The organism is Microbulbifer elongatus (assembly GCF_020524885.1).
GTDB lineage: Bacteria > Pseudomonadota > Gammaproteobacteria > Pseudomonadales > Cellvibrionaceae > Microbulbifer > Microbulbifer elongatus_A.
Window position 1 is genome coordinate 531,736 of the sequence record NZ_JAIVKJ010000003.1, and the last position, 16,854, is coordinate 548,589.

Below are 16,854 nucleotides of genomic sequence, written 5' to 3' on the forward strand. Positions count from 1 at the left end.
CGCAGTTTGCTGCAGGAATGTTACAAACATGTGAAACATGAAAATTATTTGAATCTTTTGTGACGAAAAGGCGGGAGGATAGTCACGACTGGTGGAAATGGGGTGTGCGAAGGTGCATTAGAGAACGCACTAAAGGAGCGCATGACAGAGGCGTATCAGAAGAAGGTTTCGGAATGGATTTCGAACGTATTGGTATGGAAGGTCAGGAATGACGGGGGTTGCGGGATATGGGGCCCCTCTCGGTCCGACTGGATCTTGTCGTTGGACCGTCAGTCTGTGGGCCTGCGCGCTGGGTATTGGGCAAGTTGCCTGGTGGCCGCGGCTGCCTGGCAGCGCTGATCTCGCCAGTGTTGCCCTGTGGGTGTTGCTGGCCCTGTCGCTGTTAGCGGTGTTGGCTGGAGGAGGGGCCAGTACAGTTCGGCATTGGCGGCCACTGCTGATTCGTTTGCTGCTCCCATTTGCGCTGGGTAGCTGCTGGGCCTTGACGTTCAACCATCAATCACTGGAGCAGCGACTGCCTGCGGATCTCCACGGGACCGATCACGATGTGACCCTGCAAGTGGTTTCCCTGCCTCAGAGTGGCCCGGCGGTCTCCTATTTCGGTCGTTCGTCTTCATCTTCTTCCGGATACCTGGACGCCAAGTTTCGCGCGCGGGTAGTAGATGCGTCAGACCCCCGTTTCCTGCACCGCGACCTGGAGCTCGGCTGGTACCGTATGGCGCACAGGGACGCGGCGCGTCTGCGGGCAGGAAGTCGCTGGCAAATGCGAGTGCGCCTGAAACAACCAAGGGGCAGCGTTAATCCATACACGTTTGATTACGAAGCATGGCTGCTGGAGCAGGGGATATTTGCCACGGGTTATGTCCGGGAAAGAGACAGGCCGCCTGAATTTATTGCGCCGGGGCGCGGCCTTTCCGCGCTGAGAGAGCGAATCAGGGATCGGCTGGGTTCCATGTCGACTGCAGGGGGCGGTGGGGAGGCATACCGGCATTCGGGCCTGTTTCGCGCGCTGCTGCTGGGGGACCGCGGCGGCGTCGATGGGGACACTCGGTTGTTGCTGCAGCGCACCGGCACAGCCCATCTGCTGGCGATCTCCGGGCTGCATGTGGGGATGATTGCGGGCTTCTTTTTCCTGATCGGCAGCGTTCTTTCTCGGACCATCGGTGCGCTCCGGGCCAGTGCGTGGGTAGGCAGCGCTGCACGCCTGTTGCGGATGGGGGCTCGCGGCCATCCTCTGTTCTTAGCGGGACTGACAGCGCTACTTGGTGCGGCGGCTTATACCCTCGTCAGTGGTGCACCGCTGTCGGCTCAGCGCGCACTATTCATGACGGGAATCGGAATCTGCGCGCTGTTATTCAGGCGCCGGGTAGGCGGTCAGCTGGCATTTGCCGCGGCACTCTGTGGGGTGCTGCTATGGCAACCACTGGCTGTACTGAGCGCGGGCTTTTGGCTTTCATTTATTGCCGTTGGGGCGTTACTCATCCGCTTCCAGGGGCGGCATGTCCAAAGCGCGCCCACGAGCCAATCGTTGAACGCTGCCGGTATATCGGGAATGCCCGGACGTATGGCGGAAAGCTTGCGTACGGCGATTCAGGGGCAGTGGGCAATTTTGATCGCACTGTTACTGCCATCCACTCTGCTATTTGCCGGTATAAGTCTTAGCGGGCTGTTCCTGAACCTGGTTGCTATCCCCTGGGTAGGACTGGTGATTTTGCCTTCGATTTCGTTGGGGGCGGTAGCTCCCGAACCTATTGGAGGAATCCTGTTGAGTGTGGCGGACGTGAATCTCGATTGGTTGCTCACGTTCCTCGCGACTGCAGACTCCTATGTACCCGGGTGGCAGCCGCTTCCCGCAGTCCGCTCGGGTCTGATGATTCTCGCCGTCTGTATTTGTGGTGCGGTGTTGCTGTTGCCGAGCGGGGTGCCGGGAAGGGCTCTGGGCTGGTGTCTGCTGCCTGCCTTGCTAAGTGCGGCTTTGCCCTGGCAGCGCGCGCGGGAGCCGGGTTTTGAGCTCACGGTTCTGGATGTAGGGCAGGGGCTGGCGGTGGTCGCTTCCACGGAAACCCATACGATGGTGTTCGATACCGGTCCGAGCAGCGCCAGTGGCTGGAGCTCGGGGGTGAGCATTGTCTCCCCGTATGTACTGAACAGCTCCGGGCAACATCTGGATCTACTGGCAATCAGTCATGGAGATCTCGACCACTCGGGCGGTGCCGAGGGTGTACTGGCGGAGCTTGAAGTCGCTGCGATCGCGGCTCCGGGGCGGTTTGTGGAACGGTTCAGAGGGGAGGAACCCATACACGCGACCAGCCGCTGTATGGCCGGACAGCATATTGATCTGGGTGAACTGTCGGTGGAATGGCTGTGGCCGCGCTCGGACACGATCAGTGGCGAGGAAAATGACCACAGCTGTGTGGCCCTACTGCAGTGGCGGGGTGTGCGCGTGCTGCTGACCGGCGACATTTCCGCCGACGTTGAGTATCAGCTCGCTGCTGAAAACCCGGATTTCTCCTCTGTCGACCTGCTGATTGCGCCGCATCACGGCTCGCGTACTTCAACTTCCATGGCTTTGATTCAGTGGGCGGCGCCGGAGCGTGTTGCCTTCAGTGCGGGCTATCGCCATCACTTCGGGCACCCGCATCCGTCCGTTGTGCAAAGGCTATCGAGTCAGGGAGTGGCCCTGTTTAACACCGCGGACACCGGTGCGGTGCGCTTCAACTGGTTGCCAGGCGCAATGTCGCCCCATGTGTATTGTGGCCGCGAAACCGGCAAGTTCTGGCGGACAACCGGGCCTTTAGCTGAGTGCGATTGAATGTGAGGGCGCGATAGCCACCATCGGGCGAGTCGAGCACGTTCGCGGCGCGAGGGTGTTCACATTCATAGGCCGGCGGGGAAAACACATGGGAGGTGCGAAGTGGTTCAAGTATATGGGACTGCCTAAGTGGTACTGTCACGCACAATTTCAGCAGCTAGATGTTTTGCATTGTATGAAAAAGAATCACATATCCGGCGCCATCCTGATGGTTGCCGGCCTGTCATTCTGCGGCGCGACTGCAGCCGACGAGTGGAAGTACTCCATCGGTACCGATATCAGCAGCGGTAAATACGGGGACACCGAAGAAACCGAGATCGTCGCCACGCCCTTTACCGTCAGTTATTCCCCCAACGCAAGCTGGACGTTCAAGGCCTCAATGCCATGGACCAGTATTGAAGGTCCCGGCGGGGTCATTCCCGGCGGCGATGGCGGAATCGTTGTTGGTCCGGGTAACGGACGCGGAAATGGAAATGGTGGGAACCAAACCGGCGATGAAATCGTGTTAACTGAGGAGTCAGGTCTGGGAGACCTGTGGTTGACCGGTACATACAGCCTGCAACCGATCGCCGAACAGTACTTTTTTGACCTCTCCGCCAAGTACAAGTTACCGGTGGGGGATGAAGACAAAGGCCTCGGCACCGGTGAAGTGGACTACACGCTGCAGGCCGAGATGTTTACGGTGATCGATAATTATACGCCGTTTGTGACCGTCGCCAGGAAGTTCAAGGGCGATCTTCCCGAAACGGAACTGCGGGATGTCTGGTACACCTCCATCGGCAGTGGTTATAAGTTGAGCGAGGTGGCGAGTGTCGGCGCGTCTCTGGATTACCAGCAGGCCGCGACGTCTCAAAGCGATCGGCAGACGGAGCTATTCGGTTATTACAGTCACAGACTCAGCGCGCAATGGACGGGCATGGTCTATGGCTATCTCGGCTTGGCCGATGGTAGCCCGGACCAGGGCTTTGGCTTTCAGATCAGTTACCGCCCGATGGACTGACGGGCAGTACGGAGCGATTAGCGGGTAAGGTGTGATCACAGGGTGATTATCCAGACTGCGTGACAAGAATGTTAAACAGGAGACATAAGTGATGCGAATTCCATTTAAATCCACTGCATTGGCCGCGGCGGTTGCTGCTATGGCCGCTCTGCCGCTGGCCTGGGCAGATGACGATATGCCGGAGACCGATACTGCCGACACTGAAGTGGTGGAAGTAGCAAACACTGTTCCCAGTGACCGCATCATTGGTTATTTCAGTGAGTTCTTTGGTGAAGACACCGAGACCGTTGCTGCAGGCCTGCGCGATGGCAGTATCCAGTACGTTGCACCGGTAGAGGACGCAGGGACTGACACAGAGACGGAAGCTGAGACGGATACAACCCACGGTGACACCGACTCCCATACCTCCGTGGATGACCCGGAAGAAGTAGAAGACGGCGCTGATTCCGCCGCCGGTATGGGTTGGGGTAACGTGGTCATCAGCATGGCGCTCGCCGAGCAGCTGGCTGGGATTTCCCAGGCGGAAGCTCTTGAAGGGGAAGAGGGCATGACCGCCAATGAGTCCCTGAACGAAATTCTGCGTATGCGCCAGGAAGATGGCATGGGCTGGGGCCAAATTGCCCGTAGCCTCGGTGTTAATCTCGGTGAGGTAATGAGCGGTATCCGTTCAAACCGCCCTGATATGACTGAAAAGCTGGTGCGTAAGGAAGAGCGTGCAGCATCCCGTGCTGAGCGCATGGACAAGGCGGGCAAGCCGGAAAAGGTTGCCAAGCTTGATCGACCCGAGCGTCCAATGAAAGCGGAACGTCCGGAAAAGCCCGAGCGTCCGGAGAAGCCCCAGCGCCCTGAGCGCCCGGGACGATAAGCGGCGGCGGGTGCCAAGCCTCCGCCCCGTTGTATGCATTGTGCGACAGCCACCATCTGGTGGCTGTTTCCGTTTTTGGAGGCGCAAAATGGGGGCGGATCACCGTGACTCCCTGATCCGGGCTCGTGGGAATACCCGCGACAGGTCTCGCCTGAATTCGTATGTAACTTTGGTCACAGAGATAAAATTCATACCACTCAAGGACTTAGCCAACCCGATGAGCTGTGATAGAGTCTCTGACTTAATTTGAAGTCGATACAAACGACGCGACCCAATAACAAAACCCTTCCGCAGTCTGGGGCCAATAAAAAGTGTTAGAAATAATCAAGTCCGGCGGCTGGCTGATGCTGCCAATCCTGCTCTGTTCCGTAGCTGTTATTGCCATTTTCATCGAGCGCCTGTGGACGCTGAATGAGCGCAAGATCGCACCCCGCGCCCTGCTGGGGCAGGTCTGGTCCAGTTTGAAGGGCAATCAGTTGACCACCGAGAAGATCAAGGAACTGCGTGATTCCAGTCCGTTGGGCCGTATCTTTGCCGCGGGCCTGGCCAACTCCAAGCACGGCCGCGAAGTGATGAAAGACAGTATCGAAGAGGCTGCCAGCCAGGTGGTTCACGAGCTGGAGCGCTTTCTGAATGTGCTCGGCACCATCGCCGCTGTTGCGCCGCTGATTGGCCTTCTGGGTACTGTGGTGGGCATGATCCAGGTATTTACCGCCATCATGCTGGAAGGTACCGGCAACGCCGGTGTTCTGGCGGGCGGCATCTCCCAGGCGCTGATTACCACTGCTGCAGGTCTTAGCGTAGCTATCCCGGCGTTGATGGCGCATCGTTACTTCCAGCGCCGAGTGGATTCCATCGTGGTGACCATGGAGCAGGAGGCCGTCAAACTGGTGGATGCCCTGCACAGCGACCGCCGTATTGAAGCTGCAGCCTGAGCGCGCAACCACAGACTCAGGAGCGCGCAATGCAATTTCGTCGCCAGAATACCGAGCAGGATGGGGTAAACCTCACGCCACTGATTGACGTGGTGTTTCTGCTGCTGATCTTTTTTATGGTGTCTACCACCTTCACCAAAGAGAGCCATCTCAAGCTGAACCTGCCGGAGGCCGCCGGCCCGCAGGCTGACAGTCCGCCCTCGACCATCGAAGTGCTGATCAACGCCGACGGCTCCTATTCCGTGGATGGCCGGGCGCTGATCAACAAGAAACTGGTCACTCTGAAATCTGCACTGTCGGAAGTGTCCGGCGGCGAGTACAATCGCCCGCTGATCATTACCGCAGATGCCACCGCACAACACCAGGCGGTGGTTCGTGCCATGGATGCCGCGGGGCAGCTGGGATTTGTACATCTCAGCATCACCACCCGGCAGCCGGACGAACAGTAATCTATAAAGTGTTTAGCCGCCGGGTGTGGCCGATGCCGCATCTGTGCCGTGCTTCCGGGGGCAACGAGTCCCCTGGAAGCTGCATTTCGCGGACAACACGCTGCCAAGATAGTTATGGATAAATCCTCCCAGCCGGTGCTTAAGCCCCGTCACGGTGCCAAGACCTACCGCCGTCTCCTTTCTTACGCGGTTCCCCAGTGGCCGCTGTTTGTTGTCGCCGTGCTCGGTTTCCTCCTGTTTTCCAGTATGGAAGTCGTGCTCATTGCGGTCACCGAGTTGCTGCTGGATGCGGTTGGGGCGGGTATTGAGCAGGGCAGGGGTTTCCTGTCCCAGTATGTGGCTGGCTTTTTCCCCGGTGGCATCATGCCCCAGGAAACCGCGCGCTGGCTGGTGCCGGCAGCGATGCTGGTTATTATCATACTGCGTGCTATCGGCAACTTTGTCGGCAGCTACGGGCTTGCCTACGTAGCGCGTGCGGTGATTCATCAATTGCGCTCGGAACTGTTCGCGCATATCGGGCAGCTGCCCAGCAGCTACTTTGACCGCTACACCGGGGCCTTCCTGATCTCCAAGGTCGCCTACAACGTGGAGCAGGTCACCAATTCCATCACCAAGGCCTTGCGGACCATGATCCGCTCTTCGTTTACCGCGATCGGTCTGCTGACCTACCTGTTGCTGGTGAACTGGAAGCTGACCCTGACCTTCTTCCTGTTTGTGCCGATCATCGCGATTATTGTCGGCATTGTTGGCCGCCGTTTTCGCAAGCTTAGTCATCGAATCCAGAACACCATGGGGGACGTGACCCACGTAACTCAGGAAGCCATCAATGGCTATGAGGTGGTGCGGATGTACGGTGGGCGAAAATACGAGAATGCACGCTTCCAGGCGGCAAGCAATGCGAATCGGCAGCAGTTTATGAAGCTGGTCGTCGCAGACAATGCCAGCGTGTCGGTGATACAGACCCTGGTGGGCCTGGCTACTGCAGTGCTTGTCTGGTTCGCCCTGGCCCCGGGAATGGTCGAATCCATGACCGCAGGCGTGTTTGCCTCCTACATTGGTGCCGCGGCATCGCTGGCAAAACCAATCCGCAATCTGTCCGAAGTCTACGCCGAGATCCAGAAAGGGATTGCCGCGGCGGAGAGTATCTTCGAGGTATTCGATTCGCCCAAAGAGCCTACCGGTGGCACGCTGGCGCTACCGAGCCCGGTGACCGGCGCGGTAACCTTTGATCATCTCGGCTTTCGTTACAGTGAAGATGGTCCGAACGTGCTGAGCGATATCGACTTTGACGTCAAAGCAGGACAGACGGTGGCATTGGTGGGAGCCTCAGGTTCTGGTAAGAGCACGCTGGTCAGTCTGCTGTCGCGGTTTTACGAGCCCACATCCGGGCGTATTCTGCTGGATGGGGTGGATATCACCGAGGTACCGGTTGCGGAGCTACGTGAGCAGATCAGTCTGGTTTCCCAGAATATCGTGCTGTTCAACGATACCGTGTATCGCAATATCGCTTACGGAGAGCTTGAGAGTAAATCGGAAGCGGAGGTTCAGCGTGCAGTGGATCTGGCCCACGCCCGTCATTTTATCGACGAGCTGCCGGATGGCCTGAACACGGTACTGGGAGACAACGCGCAGATACTTTCCGGCGGTCAGCGCCAGCGCCTGGCAATTGCGCGGGCTCTGCTAAAAGATTCTCCGCTGCTGATTCTCGACGAGGCCACTTCGGCGCTGGACAACGAGTCCGAGCGCCACATCCAGGCCGCGTTGGCCGAAGTAATGAAGAATCGCACTACTTTTGTCATTGCACACCGTCTCAGCACAATCGAGAACGCCGATTGCATTCTGGTGATGGACCAGGGGCGTATCGCGGAAAGTGGTACCCACAGCGAACTGCTGGCGATGGGTGGGCGCTATGCGCTGCTGCTCCAGCAGCAGGCTGGTGGAACACTCAGTTAACGAGAACATTTGATAACAGGGATAGGAGCGCATCGCGCAATGTCGCTTGAAGACTGGTTAAACAAACGCTGGTATCCGGCCGCCGAGGGCGGAATCGATTCCAGTATGCCATTGCCATTGTTGGCTCCGCTGGAATTGGCTTTCCGGCAGGGCAGCCGTCTGCGCAAGCTGCGCAATTCGCCTGAACCACTGCCCGTGCCGGTTATTGTGGTGGGCAATATTACCGTGGGCGGAGCCGGCAAGACGCCCCTGGTTGCGGAGCTTGGCCGGTGGCTTCAGGAGCGAGGGCGCAAGCCGGGCATAATCAGTCGCGGTTATGGCGGTCGCGCCAAGCACTACCCATACAGCGTATCCGCGCAGTCACACCCCCTGGAGTCCGGCGATGAACCGCTCATGCTGCACCTGATGACCGGTTTACCGGTAATGGTGTCGCCCAAGCGCGCTGAAGCCGCCGAGGCTCTAATTGCCGAGCACGGTTGCGACGTCATTATTTCAGACGACGGGCTCCAGCATTACGGGCTGTGGCGCAGTATGGAAATCTGCGTGGTCGATGGGCAGCGGGGATTGGGAAATGAGCACCTGTTGCCTCGGGGCCCACTGCGTGAATCCCCGGAACGTCTGGGCAGCGTTGATATGGTGGTTGTGAATGGCGAACCGAACGCTCTGGTAGAGAGTCAGTGTGGCGATCAGGCTGACTTTGTCATGGAGCTGGCGCCGTCTCTCTGGCATCAGTTCAACCTGGATCAGACCTCGACACTGAAACTGGAGTCCGGCCCAGAGGCCGGTCCCTGTCACGCGGTTGCAGCCATTGGCAATCCCCAGCGTTTTTTTAATGCCCTCCGAAATCTCGGCTACACCGTGATGGAGATGCCGTTTCCCGATCATCACCAGTTCACTCAGCACGAATTGCAACTCGACGGTGAGACACCGGTAATCATGACCATGAAAGACGCGGTCAAGTGTCGCGACTTCTGGCAGAGCCACTGGTGGGCCATGGAGGTCCAGGCGCAACTCCCGGACATTTTTTACCAGCGTATCCATCAACACCTCGAGAGTTTCCAGCCGGCATGAGCGATACCAGCAACTGCGCATTTGACGTAATCATTCCCGCCCGTTATGCCTCCAGTCGTCTGCCGGGCAAGCCCCTGGCGGAGATCGCCGGCAAGCCGATGGTGCAGCGGGTGTTTGAGCGCGCCCGCGAAAGTGCCGCGCAAAGGGTGATCGTGGCGACCGACGACATGCGCGTGGCGCAAGTGGTGCAGGGTTTCGGTGGTGAGGTGTGTATGACCAGCCCGGATCACGCGTCGGGCACTGACCGTTTGCAGGAGGTGGCGGTTAATCTCGGTGTGGCCGAAGACCGCATCCTGGTCAATGTGCAGGGAGACGAACCGCTGATCCCGCCAGCGGTGATCAATCAGGTGGCACATAATCTGGCGGAAAATACGGCTGCCGGGGTGGCTACCCTGGCAGAGCCCATTGTCTCAGCGGAAGACTTCCTGAATCCCAATATCGTCAAACTGGTAGCAGAAGAGTCCGGTCTGGCTCGCTATTTCTCCCGCGCCCCGATTCCCTGGCCGCGAGACGCTTTTGCCCTGGACCAGCAGTCATTGCCTGCCGGGCTCAATCCCCGGCGCCATATTGGCATCTATGCTTACCGGGCGGGCCTGCTGAACCTGTTTGTCAGCTGGCCGATGGCTCCGATCGAGCAGTTCGAGGCGCTTGAGCAACTTCGATTCCTGTACAACGGACATGCCATTCATGTAGCGGACGCCTGCGAAGAGGTGCCGGGTGGGGTGGACACGGCGCAGGATCTTGAACGGATGCGCGCGTATTTCGCATAACTTTGACCTTATGGGTAGGCCGGTAGCTCTATCGGGCGGTGGCCTTGAGACCGATATTGCATGATTCAGTCTGACGTAGACCTGCAGCCCTATAACACCATGACGATCGCGGCGCGGGCCAAGCACTTTTGTACTGCTACTACTCTGCAGGAGGTACGCGAGGCCCTGCGCTTTGCACGTGCGCAGCAGTTACCCATTCTGCCTCTTGGCGGCGGTAGCAATATTGTGCTTACCGGGGATTTCCCCGGGCTGGCACTGCATCTCGGTATGCGTGGCCTTGAATTTGAGGCGCTTGATGATGGTGTCAGGATCCGCGCGGCGGCAGGGGAGAACTGGCACCAGCTGGTAATGCGCAGTGTCGAGCAGGGGTACGGCGGGCTGGAAAACCTCGCGCTGATCCCGGGCAATATCGGCGCGGCGCCGATTCAGAATATTGGGGCCTATGGGGTTGAACTGAAAGATGCTTTTGAGCAGCTCACCGCGATGGAAATTTCGAGTGGTGAGCTGATTACCTTCGATGCGGAGGCGTGTCAGTTCGGCTATCGCGACAGTATTTTTAAGGGCCCGGCGAAAGATCGCTATTTGATCTGTGAGGTGGTGCTGAAGTTATCGAGCACCTGGGCACCACGGATCTCTTACCCCGCACTGGAGCAATACTTCGCACAGCACGGACTTGCGCGAGAATTATTGACGCCCGCCAAGATTGCCAATGCCGTTATTGATATCCGCAACAGCAAACTGCCCAACCCGGTAGAAATTCCCAACGCGGGTAGTTTTTTCAAAAATCCGGTTGTCGCGGACGACCAGTATCAAACCCTCAAGGAGGCTCACCCCGAGCTCGTTGCGTTCGAGGCAGGCGAGGGCTGGAAGCTCGCCGCAGGCTGGTTGATCGACCAGGCGGGCTGGAAGGGTTTTCGCAATAATGGGGTAGGGGTGCACGACCGTCAGGCCCTGGTGCTGGTCAATCCCGGGCACCGCTGCGGTAGCGAGGTGGTAAACCTGGCACGGGACATTGCCAGTGATGTAAAGCGCAAGTTCGGTGTAACGCTGGAGCCGGAGCCGCGCTTTTATCCGTAAGCGGTAGCTTAGTGGCTTGTCCCGCATTAGCCCCGTGGGACTATTTCCCAGTGGGCGGGATAAAATGATAACGATACCTATTCAGTTAATGCGCTGCTTACGCTTCTGTATACGCTTGAACTTCCCAGGATAAATCCTTTTGTTGTGAAGGGATTTTTATGGGCGGGATGAATCACCAGTTTGTGACCCCTTTGCGCTACAACAGTCTGTGAATGCCGTAAAATAATTGTCATTTATCTTCCGTTACTTGATGCAAACGAGCTTTGCACCAAGACGCTAGTCTGGTATGTTCTTCAAGGGCTCTGTGGATGGATCTTTGCGGGAATATCCCGCTGAGCAATAACAAAAAACACAGTTTTGCGCAGGGGAGGTTTAATAGGAAATTCTTGCTCAAGGCTGTCTGGAAATCCGTGGTTGGGGCTAAATTGATAAAAGTCTTAGTGGTAGACGATCACGACCTGGTGCGAATGGGTATTTCGCGCATGTTGGGTGATGTCGACGACATCGAGGTAGTTGGCGAAGCCAAAAGTGGCGAAGACGCCATTGCCTTCGTTCGAGAGTCAGAAGTAGACGTCATTCTTATGGATGTAAGGATGCCAGGCATGGGTGGGCTTGAGGCGACTCGTAAGCTCATTCCTCGCTTCCCGCAGGCCAAAGTAATTGCGGTTAGTGCACTGGATGATGACCTTTTCCCCAGCCGGCTGATCCAGGCTGGTGCATCGGGTTACGTCACCAAAGGGGCGGACCTCGAGGAAATGGTGCGTGCGATTCGCTCGGTTGTAGCTGGCGAAACTTACATCAGCAGCTCAATGGCTACCAAACTCGCACTGCGCAGTGTCAGTGGTGGTTCATCGCCGTTCGAAGACCTTTCCGAACGCGAGCTCCAGACCGCAGTAATGATTGTGAACGGGAGCAAGGTATCGGAAATCGCGAACGCGCTTTCGGTCAGCCCCAAAACCGTCAATACCTACCGATATCGAATTTTCGAAAAGCTGGGTTTGCACTCGGATGTGGAGCTGACTTTGCTTGCGGTAAAGCACAATATACTGGACCCGGAAGAGGCTGTCTGACCCGTTTGGTTGGAGGAAGGTGTAGAATTCCACAATCCTCTATAAATGTTCTGAATTGATTTTTGAAGCAGGGGCCATATGGCCCCTGTTTTGTTGCTGGTACTAGTAAAAGGCAATGTTCGACAGCAAACGCTTTCTCACCACGGTCACCCGCAAGCCGGGCGTTTACCAGATGTTTGATGCCGATGGGAAGGTATTGTATGTCGGTAAAGCCAAGAACCTGCGCAACCGACTGGCTAGTTATTTTCGTGCCAGTGGGCTGACTGCAAAAACCATGGCGCTGGTTGAGAAAATCGCCGATATCGAAGTCACCGTTACCCGCAGCGAAACAGAAGCCCTCGTGCTTGAGCAGAGCCTGATCAAGTCACAGCGGCCGCCCTACAATGTCATGCTGAAAGACGACAAGGGCTACCCCTATATCTTCCTTTCCAGCAAAGACATCTTCCCCCGTATTGCATTCCACCGTGGTGCCAAAAGAAAGAAGGGGGACTACTTCGGTCCATTCCCCAACGCCTCTTCGGTAAGAGATAGTCTCAATTTTCTACAGAAAACTTTCCGCATCCGATCATGTGAAGACAGTGTGTTCGCCAACCGCTCGCGACCCTGCCTTCAGTACCAGATTGAGCGCTGTACAGCGCCCTGTGTGGATTTCATCAGCCCGGAGGATTACCAGGCAGATGTGCGCCACGCGCAGATGTTTCTGGCTGGGAAAAGTGACAGCATTATTCGCGAACTCGCCGACGAGATGGAAAAAGCATCGGTTGCACTGGAGTTTGAGAGGGCGGCTCGCCTGCGGGACCAGATCGTAGCCTTGCGCAGGCTGCAGTCTGATCAGGTCGCCGAGAGTGGTGGCGCCGATGTGGATGTACTGGGAGTTGCCACCGCTGGAGGCCTTTGTTGCGTGCACGTGCTGTTTATCCGCCAGGGAAGAATTCTGGGTAGTCGCAGCTATTACCCCAGTGAAAAACTCGGCCTGGACGATGCCGCGCTGCTGTCTGCTTTCATTCCGCAATTCTACCTCGGCACCAGCCGGGAGCTTCCCCGCCAGATACTGGTGTCCGAGCCGCTAGAAGACCTTGAAGCGTTGCAGCAGGCGCTGACAGAGCAGGCCGGTAAAGACATACAAGTCGCAAACCGTCTGCGGGGCAATCGCGCCACCTGGGTTGAGATGGCACAGCAGGCCGCCGCCCAGAACTTACAGAGCCGTACCGCCTCACAGCAAAAACTGCAGGACCGCTTCGAGAACCTGCAGGAGGTACTCCGGCTCGGCGATCTGCCTGAGCGGCTTGAGTGTTTCGATATCAGTCATTCCAGCGGGGAGGCAACCGTAGCCTCCTGTGTGGTGTTTGATACCGGTGGCCCGGTTAAATCCGATTATCGTCGCTTCAATATCGAGGGAATTACCGCTGGTGATGATTACGCGGCGATGGGCCAGGCGCTTAAGCGCCGGTATACGCGGTTGTCCAACGGTGAGGGGCGTTTCCCCAATATTCTGCTGATTGACGGCGGTAAGGGGCAGGTGACCCAGGCAGTTGACACTCTCAACGAGCTGGGAGTGACCGGTGTCCAGATCATCGGTGTGGCCAAGGGTACTACGCGTAAAGCGGGTTTTGAGACCCTGCATATCGTCGCCGAGGGACGAGAGCTGGTGCTGGAATCAGACTCGCCTGCGTTGCATCTCATCCAGCAGATAAGGGATGAGGCTCACCGTTTCGCCATTACCGGGCACCGCCAGCGGCGGGATAAGAAGCGCAGGGAGTCACCGCTCGAAGGTATTCCAGGCGTTGGGCCCGCAAGGCGCCGTGCACTGCTGCGCCATTTCGGCGGACTTCAGGAAATATTGCGCGCATCGGTAAACGAACTTGCCAGTGTCGAAGGTGTGAGCCGCAAGCTCGCGCAGGATATATACTCGACCCTGCACAATGAGTAGAGCGTAGTTGCCTTATTGCGCCTCTGGCGTTTATTTTTTTGCCTCAGATTGCTAAGTTACGCACTGCCGACGATGTGTGTTCAGCGAAAGTAGAAGGACCAGCATGAATCTCGCCAATCAATTGACCCTGCTGCGCGTGGCGCTGATACCTGTTCTGGTGCTGGTGTTTTACCTCCCCTACAAGTGGAGCTACATCGCATCTGCTCTCATTTTTTCCATTGCCGCGGCTACCGATTGGCTCGACGGCTATATTGCCCGCAAGCTGGATCAAAGCACGCCATTTGGCGCTTTCCTCGATCCTGTCGCCGATAAACTTATGGTTGCCACGGCACTTGTGCTCTTGGTGGACCTCCACAACTATATCTTCTTCACCATCGCCGCCGCGGTCATTATTGGTCGCGAGATTGCCGTCTCCGCACTCAGGGAGTGGATGGCGGAGCTGGGTTTGCGCAGTAGCGTTGCGGTCAGTTTTATCGGCAAGGTCAAAACAACTGCCCAGATGGCGGCCATTATTGTGTTATTGGCTTTTGATGTGCGAGAGTTTCCGGTGATGGAGACTATTGGCTACATCCTGCTTTACATTGCCGCCGCGCTCACCCTTTACACCATGGTGGTTTACCTCCGCGCTGCCTGGCCTGCGCTTACTGGTGACGCGACCGGTAAGGGCTAACGTAATAAGGCGAGAAGCCGCTCCCTAGGACAGGTTCGCATTTCGCGCTGAGGGCGATTTTCGCGCCGCCTCCAATTGTGTACGATCGTTCCATTGAAGTAATAACACGACAATGGAGCGACCTGTGCAGCAGTCTGGTCTTGCATCAACCTGTTCTTTTTTTAAGCTTTCCCTCGGTTCAATCTTTGCAGTTCTCTTTGCGATTTTATCTTCCGCGTGCCACGCGCAAGACTATGAGCGGCGCGAGTGGTTGCCCCGCTGGTCCGACGCTGACAGGGACTGCCAGGATACCCGTCACGAGCTGTTGATTCGCTATTCCCTGGCGCCTGTTGTCTTCACCACTCGGGATAACTGCAAAGTCGCCTTCGGCTTGTGGTTGGATCCCTACACCGGCGAATTTTTTGAAAAAGCGTCCGATCTCGATGTGGAGCACATAGTCCCCCTCAAGTGGGCGCACGACCACGGTGCCGCAAACTGGAGTCGCGAGAAAAAGCGGCTGTTCGCCGAGGACCCGGAGAATCTGTGGCTGGTGGATGATGGTCGCAACCAGAGCAAGGGGCACCGAGGTCCAGACCAGTGGATGCCGCCTTATGGTCCGGTACGCCAATACTACTTGCGGCGTTTCATGGCGATTGCGGAGAAATATGGATTGCAGACCAGCGAATCCGAGTCACAGATATTTCTGGCAATGCTGGACACGCATCGTGGCTAGGTTAGGGTAATGTGCGTGATGCGTCGGGAGTGCAGTGCTCGCTGTAGTTACTGCACCAATGTGTCCAGGATTTCGCTAAATCTTTCTTCAATCGGGTAGGGTGAGGCGGACCATCCGAGGCGGGCAATCACGGCGTTGTGGGAAGGAGCTACCATTAATTTCTGCTCACGGTTTCCAAGCATAAAGAAACTGTCCGCAGGCAGCCGCGGGTAGGGCGGTGCCATTTCACCGCCGTAGTTCAGCCAGAGCTGGTAGCCGTAGCGAGGATCATTTTTACTGTTATTGGGTTTCGTTGCCCGCGCAATCCAATCCCTCTCCAGTAAGGTGGCTGACCGGCCCATAGCTGAAATCGACCCACCACTCAAAAAGACGCTGCCCAGTCGAGCCCAGTCCCGCGCGGTGGCGTAGCCGTATGAGCTGCCTACGAATACCCCATCGTCATCCACTTCCATCACTGTGTTGGTCAAGCCAAGGGGCCGCAAGAACTCTCGCTGCCAGAAGGTCAGTGTCGGCTCGGTGCCACCCAATCGGCGATGTATCCAGCGGGCCAGCAAATTCGTGCTGCCCGAGGAATAGGAAAAGTGAGTACCGGGCTTGTTCAGCAGGGCTCGCTGCAGGGCGTACCGCGAAGGCGATAGCTCACCGAACAACATTTTTGTCGCATCACTCCCTGGGCGGTAGCTTTCATCGAATGCAAGGCCATCACACATTTGCAGCAGGTTTTGCAGTTGGATCTCGCTGCGGTCATCAGCGGACCATTCGGGGAAAAGATCGGAGGCTGTTGACTCCGCAAGTCCCAGGGCTTCCATACGCCCGTACAGCATTGCCAGTAGGCTTTTGGTCATGGACCAGCCCAGCAGTCGCGTATCGGCGACGATACCCGCACCGTAGGCTTCTCCGAGGACATCTTTCCCCCGGATTACCACAAGAGCGCGTGTGTCGAGCCCCAATGCGTTGTCCCGTGTCATCTGATCCTTGAGCAGGGCCTGTAGCGGATGGGAGGTGAGCTTTCGATGGCGGTGAGGGAGTGTATTTTTCGCGGGTGCCAAATCTACCCCGTGTAGAGTTGGGGAGCCTGCGTTTTTGTGTTGACCTGGGAAACCGTCTTCGAGCACTGGGTTGTAACAGGCGCGGACAGTAACCAGATTTGCCAGGGTTGCTGAGGTCCCATTGCTGTCCTGATGGATGGTTACCAGGCGGAAAAGTGGCGAGTAATTTCGCAGGTCGCGATGTATGCGTCGAGGTGAGAACCCAGAAATATGGTGCGCGGAGCAGGCAAGCTTGGCGCTCATCTTTAGCATGGTTCTCAGCGTGCCGCAGCGCTTCAGGTAAGTTGCTGTCGCAATCAGCAAGCCCAGTAGCGCAATCAGAACCAGAAAGGGCATTGGCGCATTCATTTCCGCGCTACATCCGCGTATAGAAAGGCGTGCCTGGCCGATGTCTCCCGAATTGAGACGAGGGTACTTGTCGGGCTTCCGTTACCTTGCTTGTCCATATCCAGGCCTTGTTGGTGCCTGTCTAAATGGTAGCCTTGTCTGGA

14 protein-coding genes are annotated in these 16,854 nt (G+C 57.1%); 13 read left to right on the plus strand and 1 reads right to left on the minus strand.

What is annotated here, in order from left to right:
• Positions 1–208: 208 nt before the first annotated feature.
• The 13 genes from LC059_RS14290 to LC059_RS14350 all read left to right on the plus strand — a co-directional run bounded on the left by LC059_RS14290 (position 209) and on the right by LC059_RS14350 (position 15,314).
• On the plus strand, positions 209–2,812 hold the full coding sequence (locus tag LC059_RS14290; protein WP_226704539.1) for a DNA internalization-related competence protein ComEC/Rec2: 2,604 nt from the start codon (positions 209–211) through the stop codon (positions 2,810–2,812).
• 175 nt (positions 2,813–2,987) lie between these two features.
• Positions 2,988–3,812 carry a hypothetical protein gene (locus LC059_RS14295; protein ID WP_226704540.1) on the plus strand — a complete coding sequence of 275 codons (825 nt, stop codon included), beginning with the start codon at positions 2,988–2,990 and terminating at the stop codon, positions 3,810–3,812.
• 91 nt (positions 3,813–3,903) lie between these two features.
• Entirely contained in the window at positions 3,904–4,677 is a 774-nt protein-coding gene (locus LC059_RS14300) for a hypothetical protein (protein ID WP_226704541.1), read from the plus strand.
• 311 nt (positions 4,678–4,988) lie between these two features.
• Complete coding sequence (locus LC059_RS14305) at positions 4,989–5,612, plus strand: MotA/TolQ/ExbB proton channel family protein (protein WP_226704542.1); 624 nt, start codon at positions 4,989–4,991, stop codon at positions 5,610–5,612.
• 29 nt (positions 5,613–5,641) lie between these two features.
• Complete coding sequence (locus LC059_RS14310; protein WP_226704543.1) at positions 5,642–6,061, plus strand: ExbD/TolR family protein; 420 nt, start codon at positions 5,642–5,644, stop codon at positions 6,059–6,061.
• A 114-nt stretch (positions 6,062–6,175) separates the two neighbouring features.
• Positions 6,176–8,014, plus strand: coding sequence for a lipid A export permease/ATP-binding protein MsbA (gene msbA / locus LC059_RS14315; protein ID WP_226704544.1), 1,839 nt, complete (start codon positions 6,176–6,178; stop codon positions 8,012–8,014).
• 39 nt (positions 8,015–8,053) lie between these two features.
• On the plus strand, positions 8,054–9,085 hold the full coding sequence (lpxK, locus tag LC059_RS14320) for a tetraacyldisaccharide 4'-kinase (protein WP_226704545.1): 1,032 nt from the start codon (positions 8,054–8,056) through the stop codon (positions 9,083–9,085).
• Positions 9,082–9,855: a 3-deoxy-manno-octulosonate cytidylyltransferase gene (gene kdsB / locus LC059_RS14325; protein WP_226704546.1), complete on the plus strand. Its 774-nt coding sequence runs from the start codon at positions 9,082–9,084 to the stop codon at positions 9,853–9,855. Before lpxK ends, kdsB begins: the two co-directional genes overlap by 4 nt.
• Before the next feature lie 60 nt (positions 9,856–9,915).
• Entirely contained in the window at positions 9,916–10,932 is a 1,017-nt protein-coding gene (gene murB, locus LC059_RS14330; protein WP_226704547.1) for a UDP-N-acetylmuramate dehydrogenase, read from the plus strand.
• A gap of 425 nt (positions 10,933–11,357) precedes the next feature.
• Positions 11,358–12,002, plus strand: a complete 645-nt coding sequence (locus tag LC059_RS14335) for a response regulator (RefSeq protein ID WP_226704548.1) — start codon at positions 11,358–11,360, stop codon at positions 12,000–12,002.
• 115 nt (positions 12,003–12,117) lie between these two features.
• Positions 12,118–13,932, plus strand: a complete 1,815-nt coding sequence (gene uvrC / locus LC059_RS14340) for an excinuclease ABC subunit UvrC (protein WP_226704549.1) — start codon at positions 12,118–12,120, stop codon at positions 13,930–13,932.
• A gap of 103 nt (positions 13,933–14,035) precedes the next feature.
• Positions 14,036–14,602, plus strand: coding sequence for a CDP-diacylglycerol--glycerol-3-phosphate 3-phosphatidyltransferase (pgsA, locus tag LC059_RS14345; RefSeq protein ID WP_226704550.1), 567 nt, complete (start codon positions 14,036–14,038; stop codon positions 14,600–14,602).
• 250 nt (positions 14,603–14,852) lie between these two features.
• Positions 14,853–15,314: an HNH endonuclease family protein gene (locus tag LC059_RS14350; protein ID WP_226704551.1), complete on the plus strand. Its 462-nt coding sequence runs from the start codon at positions 14,853–14,855 to the stop codon at positions 15,312–15,314.
• Between the two features lie 47 nt (positions 15,315–15,361).
• On the opposite strand, the gene LC059_RS14355 is transcribed toward LC059_RS14350, so the two are convergent.
• Positions 15,362–16,699 carry a serine hydrolase domain-containing protein gene (locus LC059_RS14355; RefSeq protein WP_226704552.1) on the minus strand — a complete coding sequence of 446 codons (1,338 nt, stop codon included), beginning with the start codon at positions 16,697–16,699 and terminating at the stop codon, positions 15,362–15,364.
• Positions 16,700–16,854 lie beyond the last annotated feature (155 nt).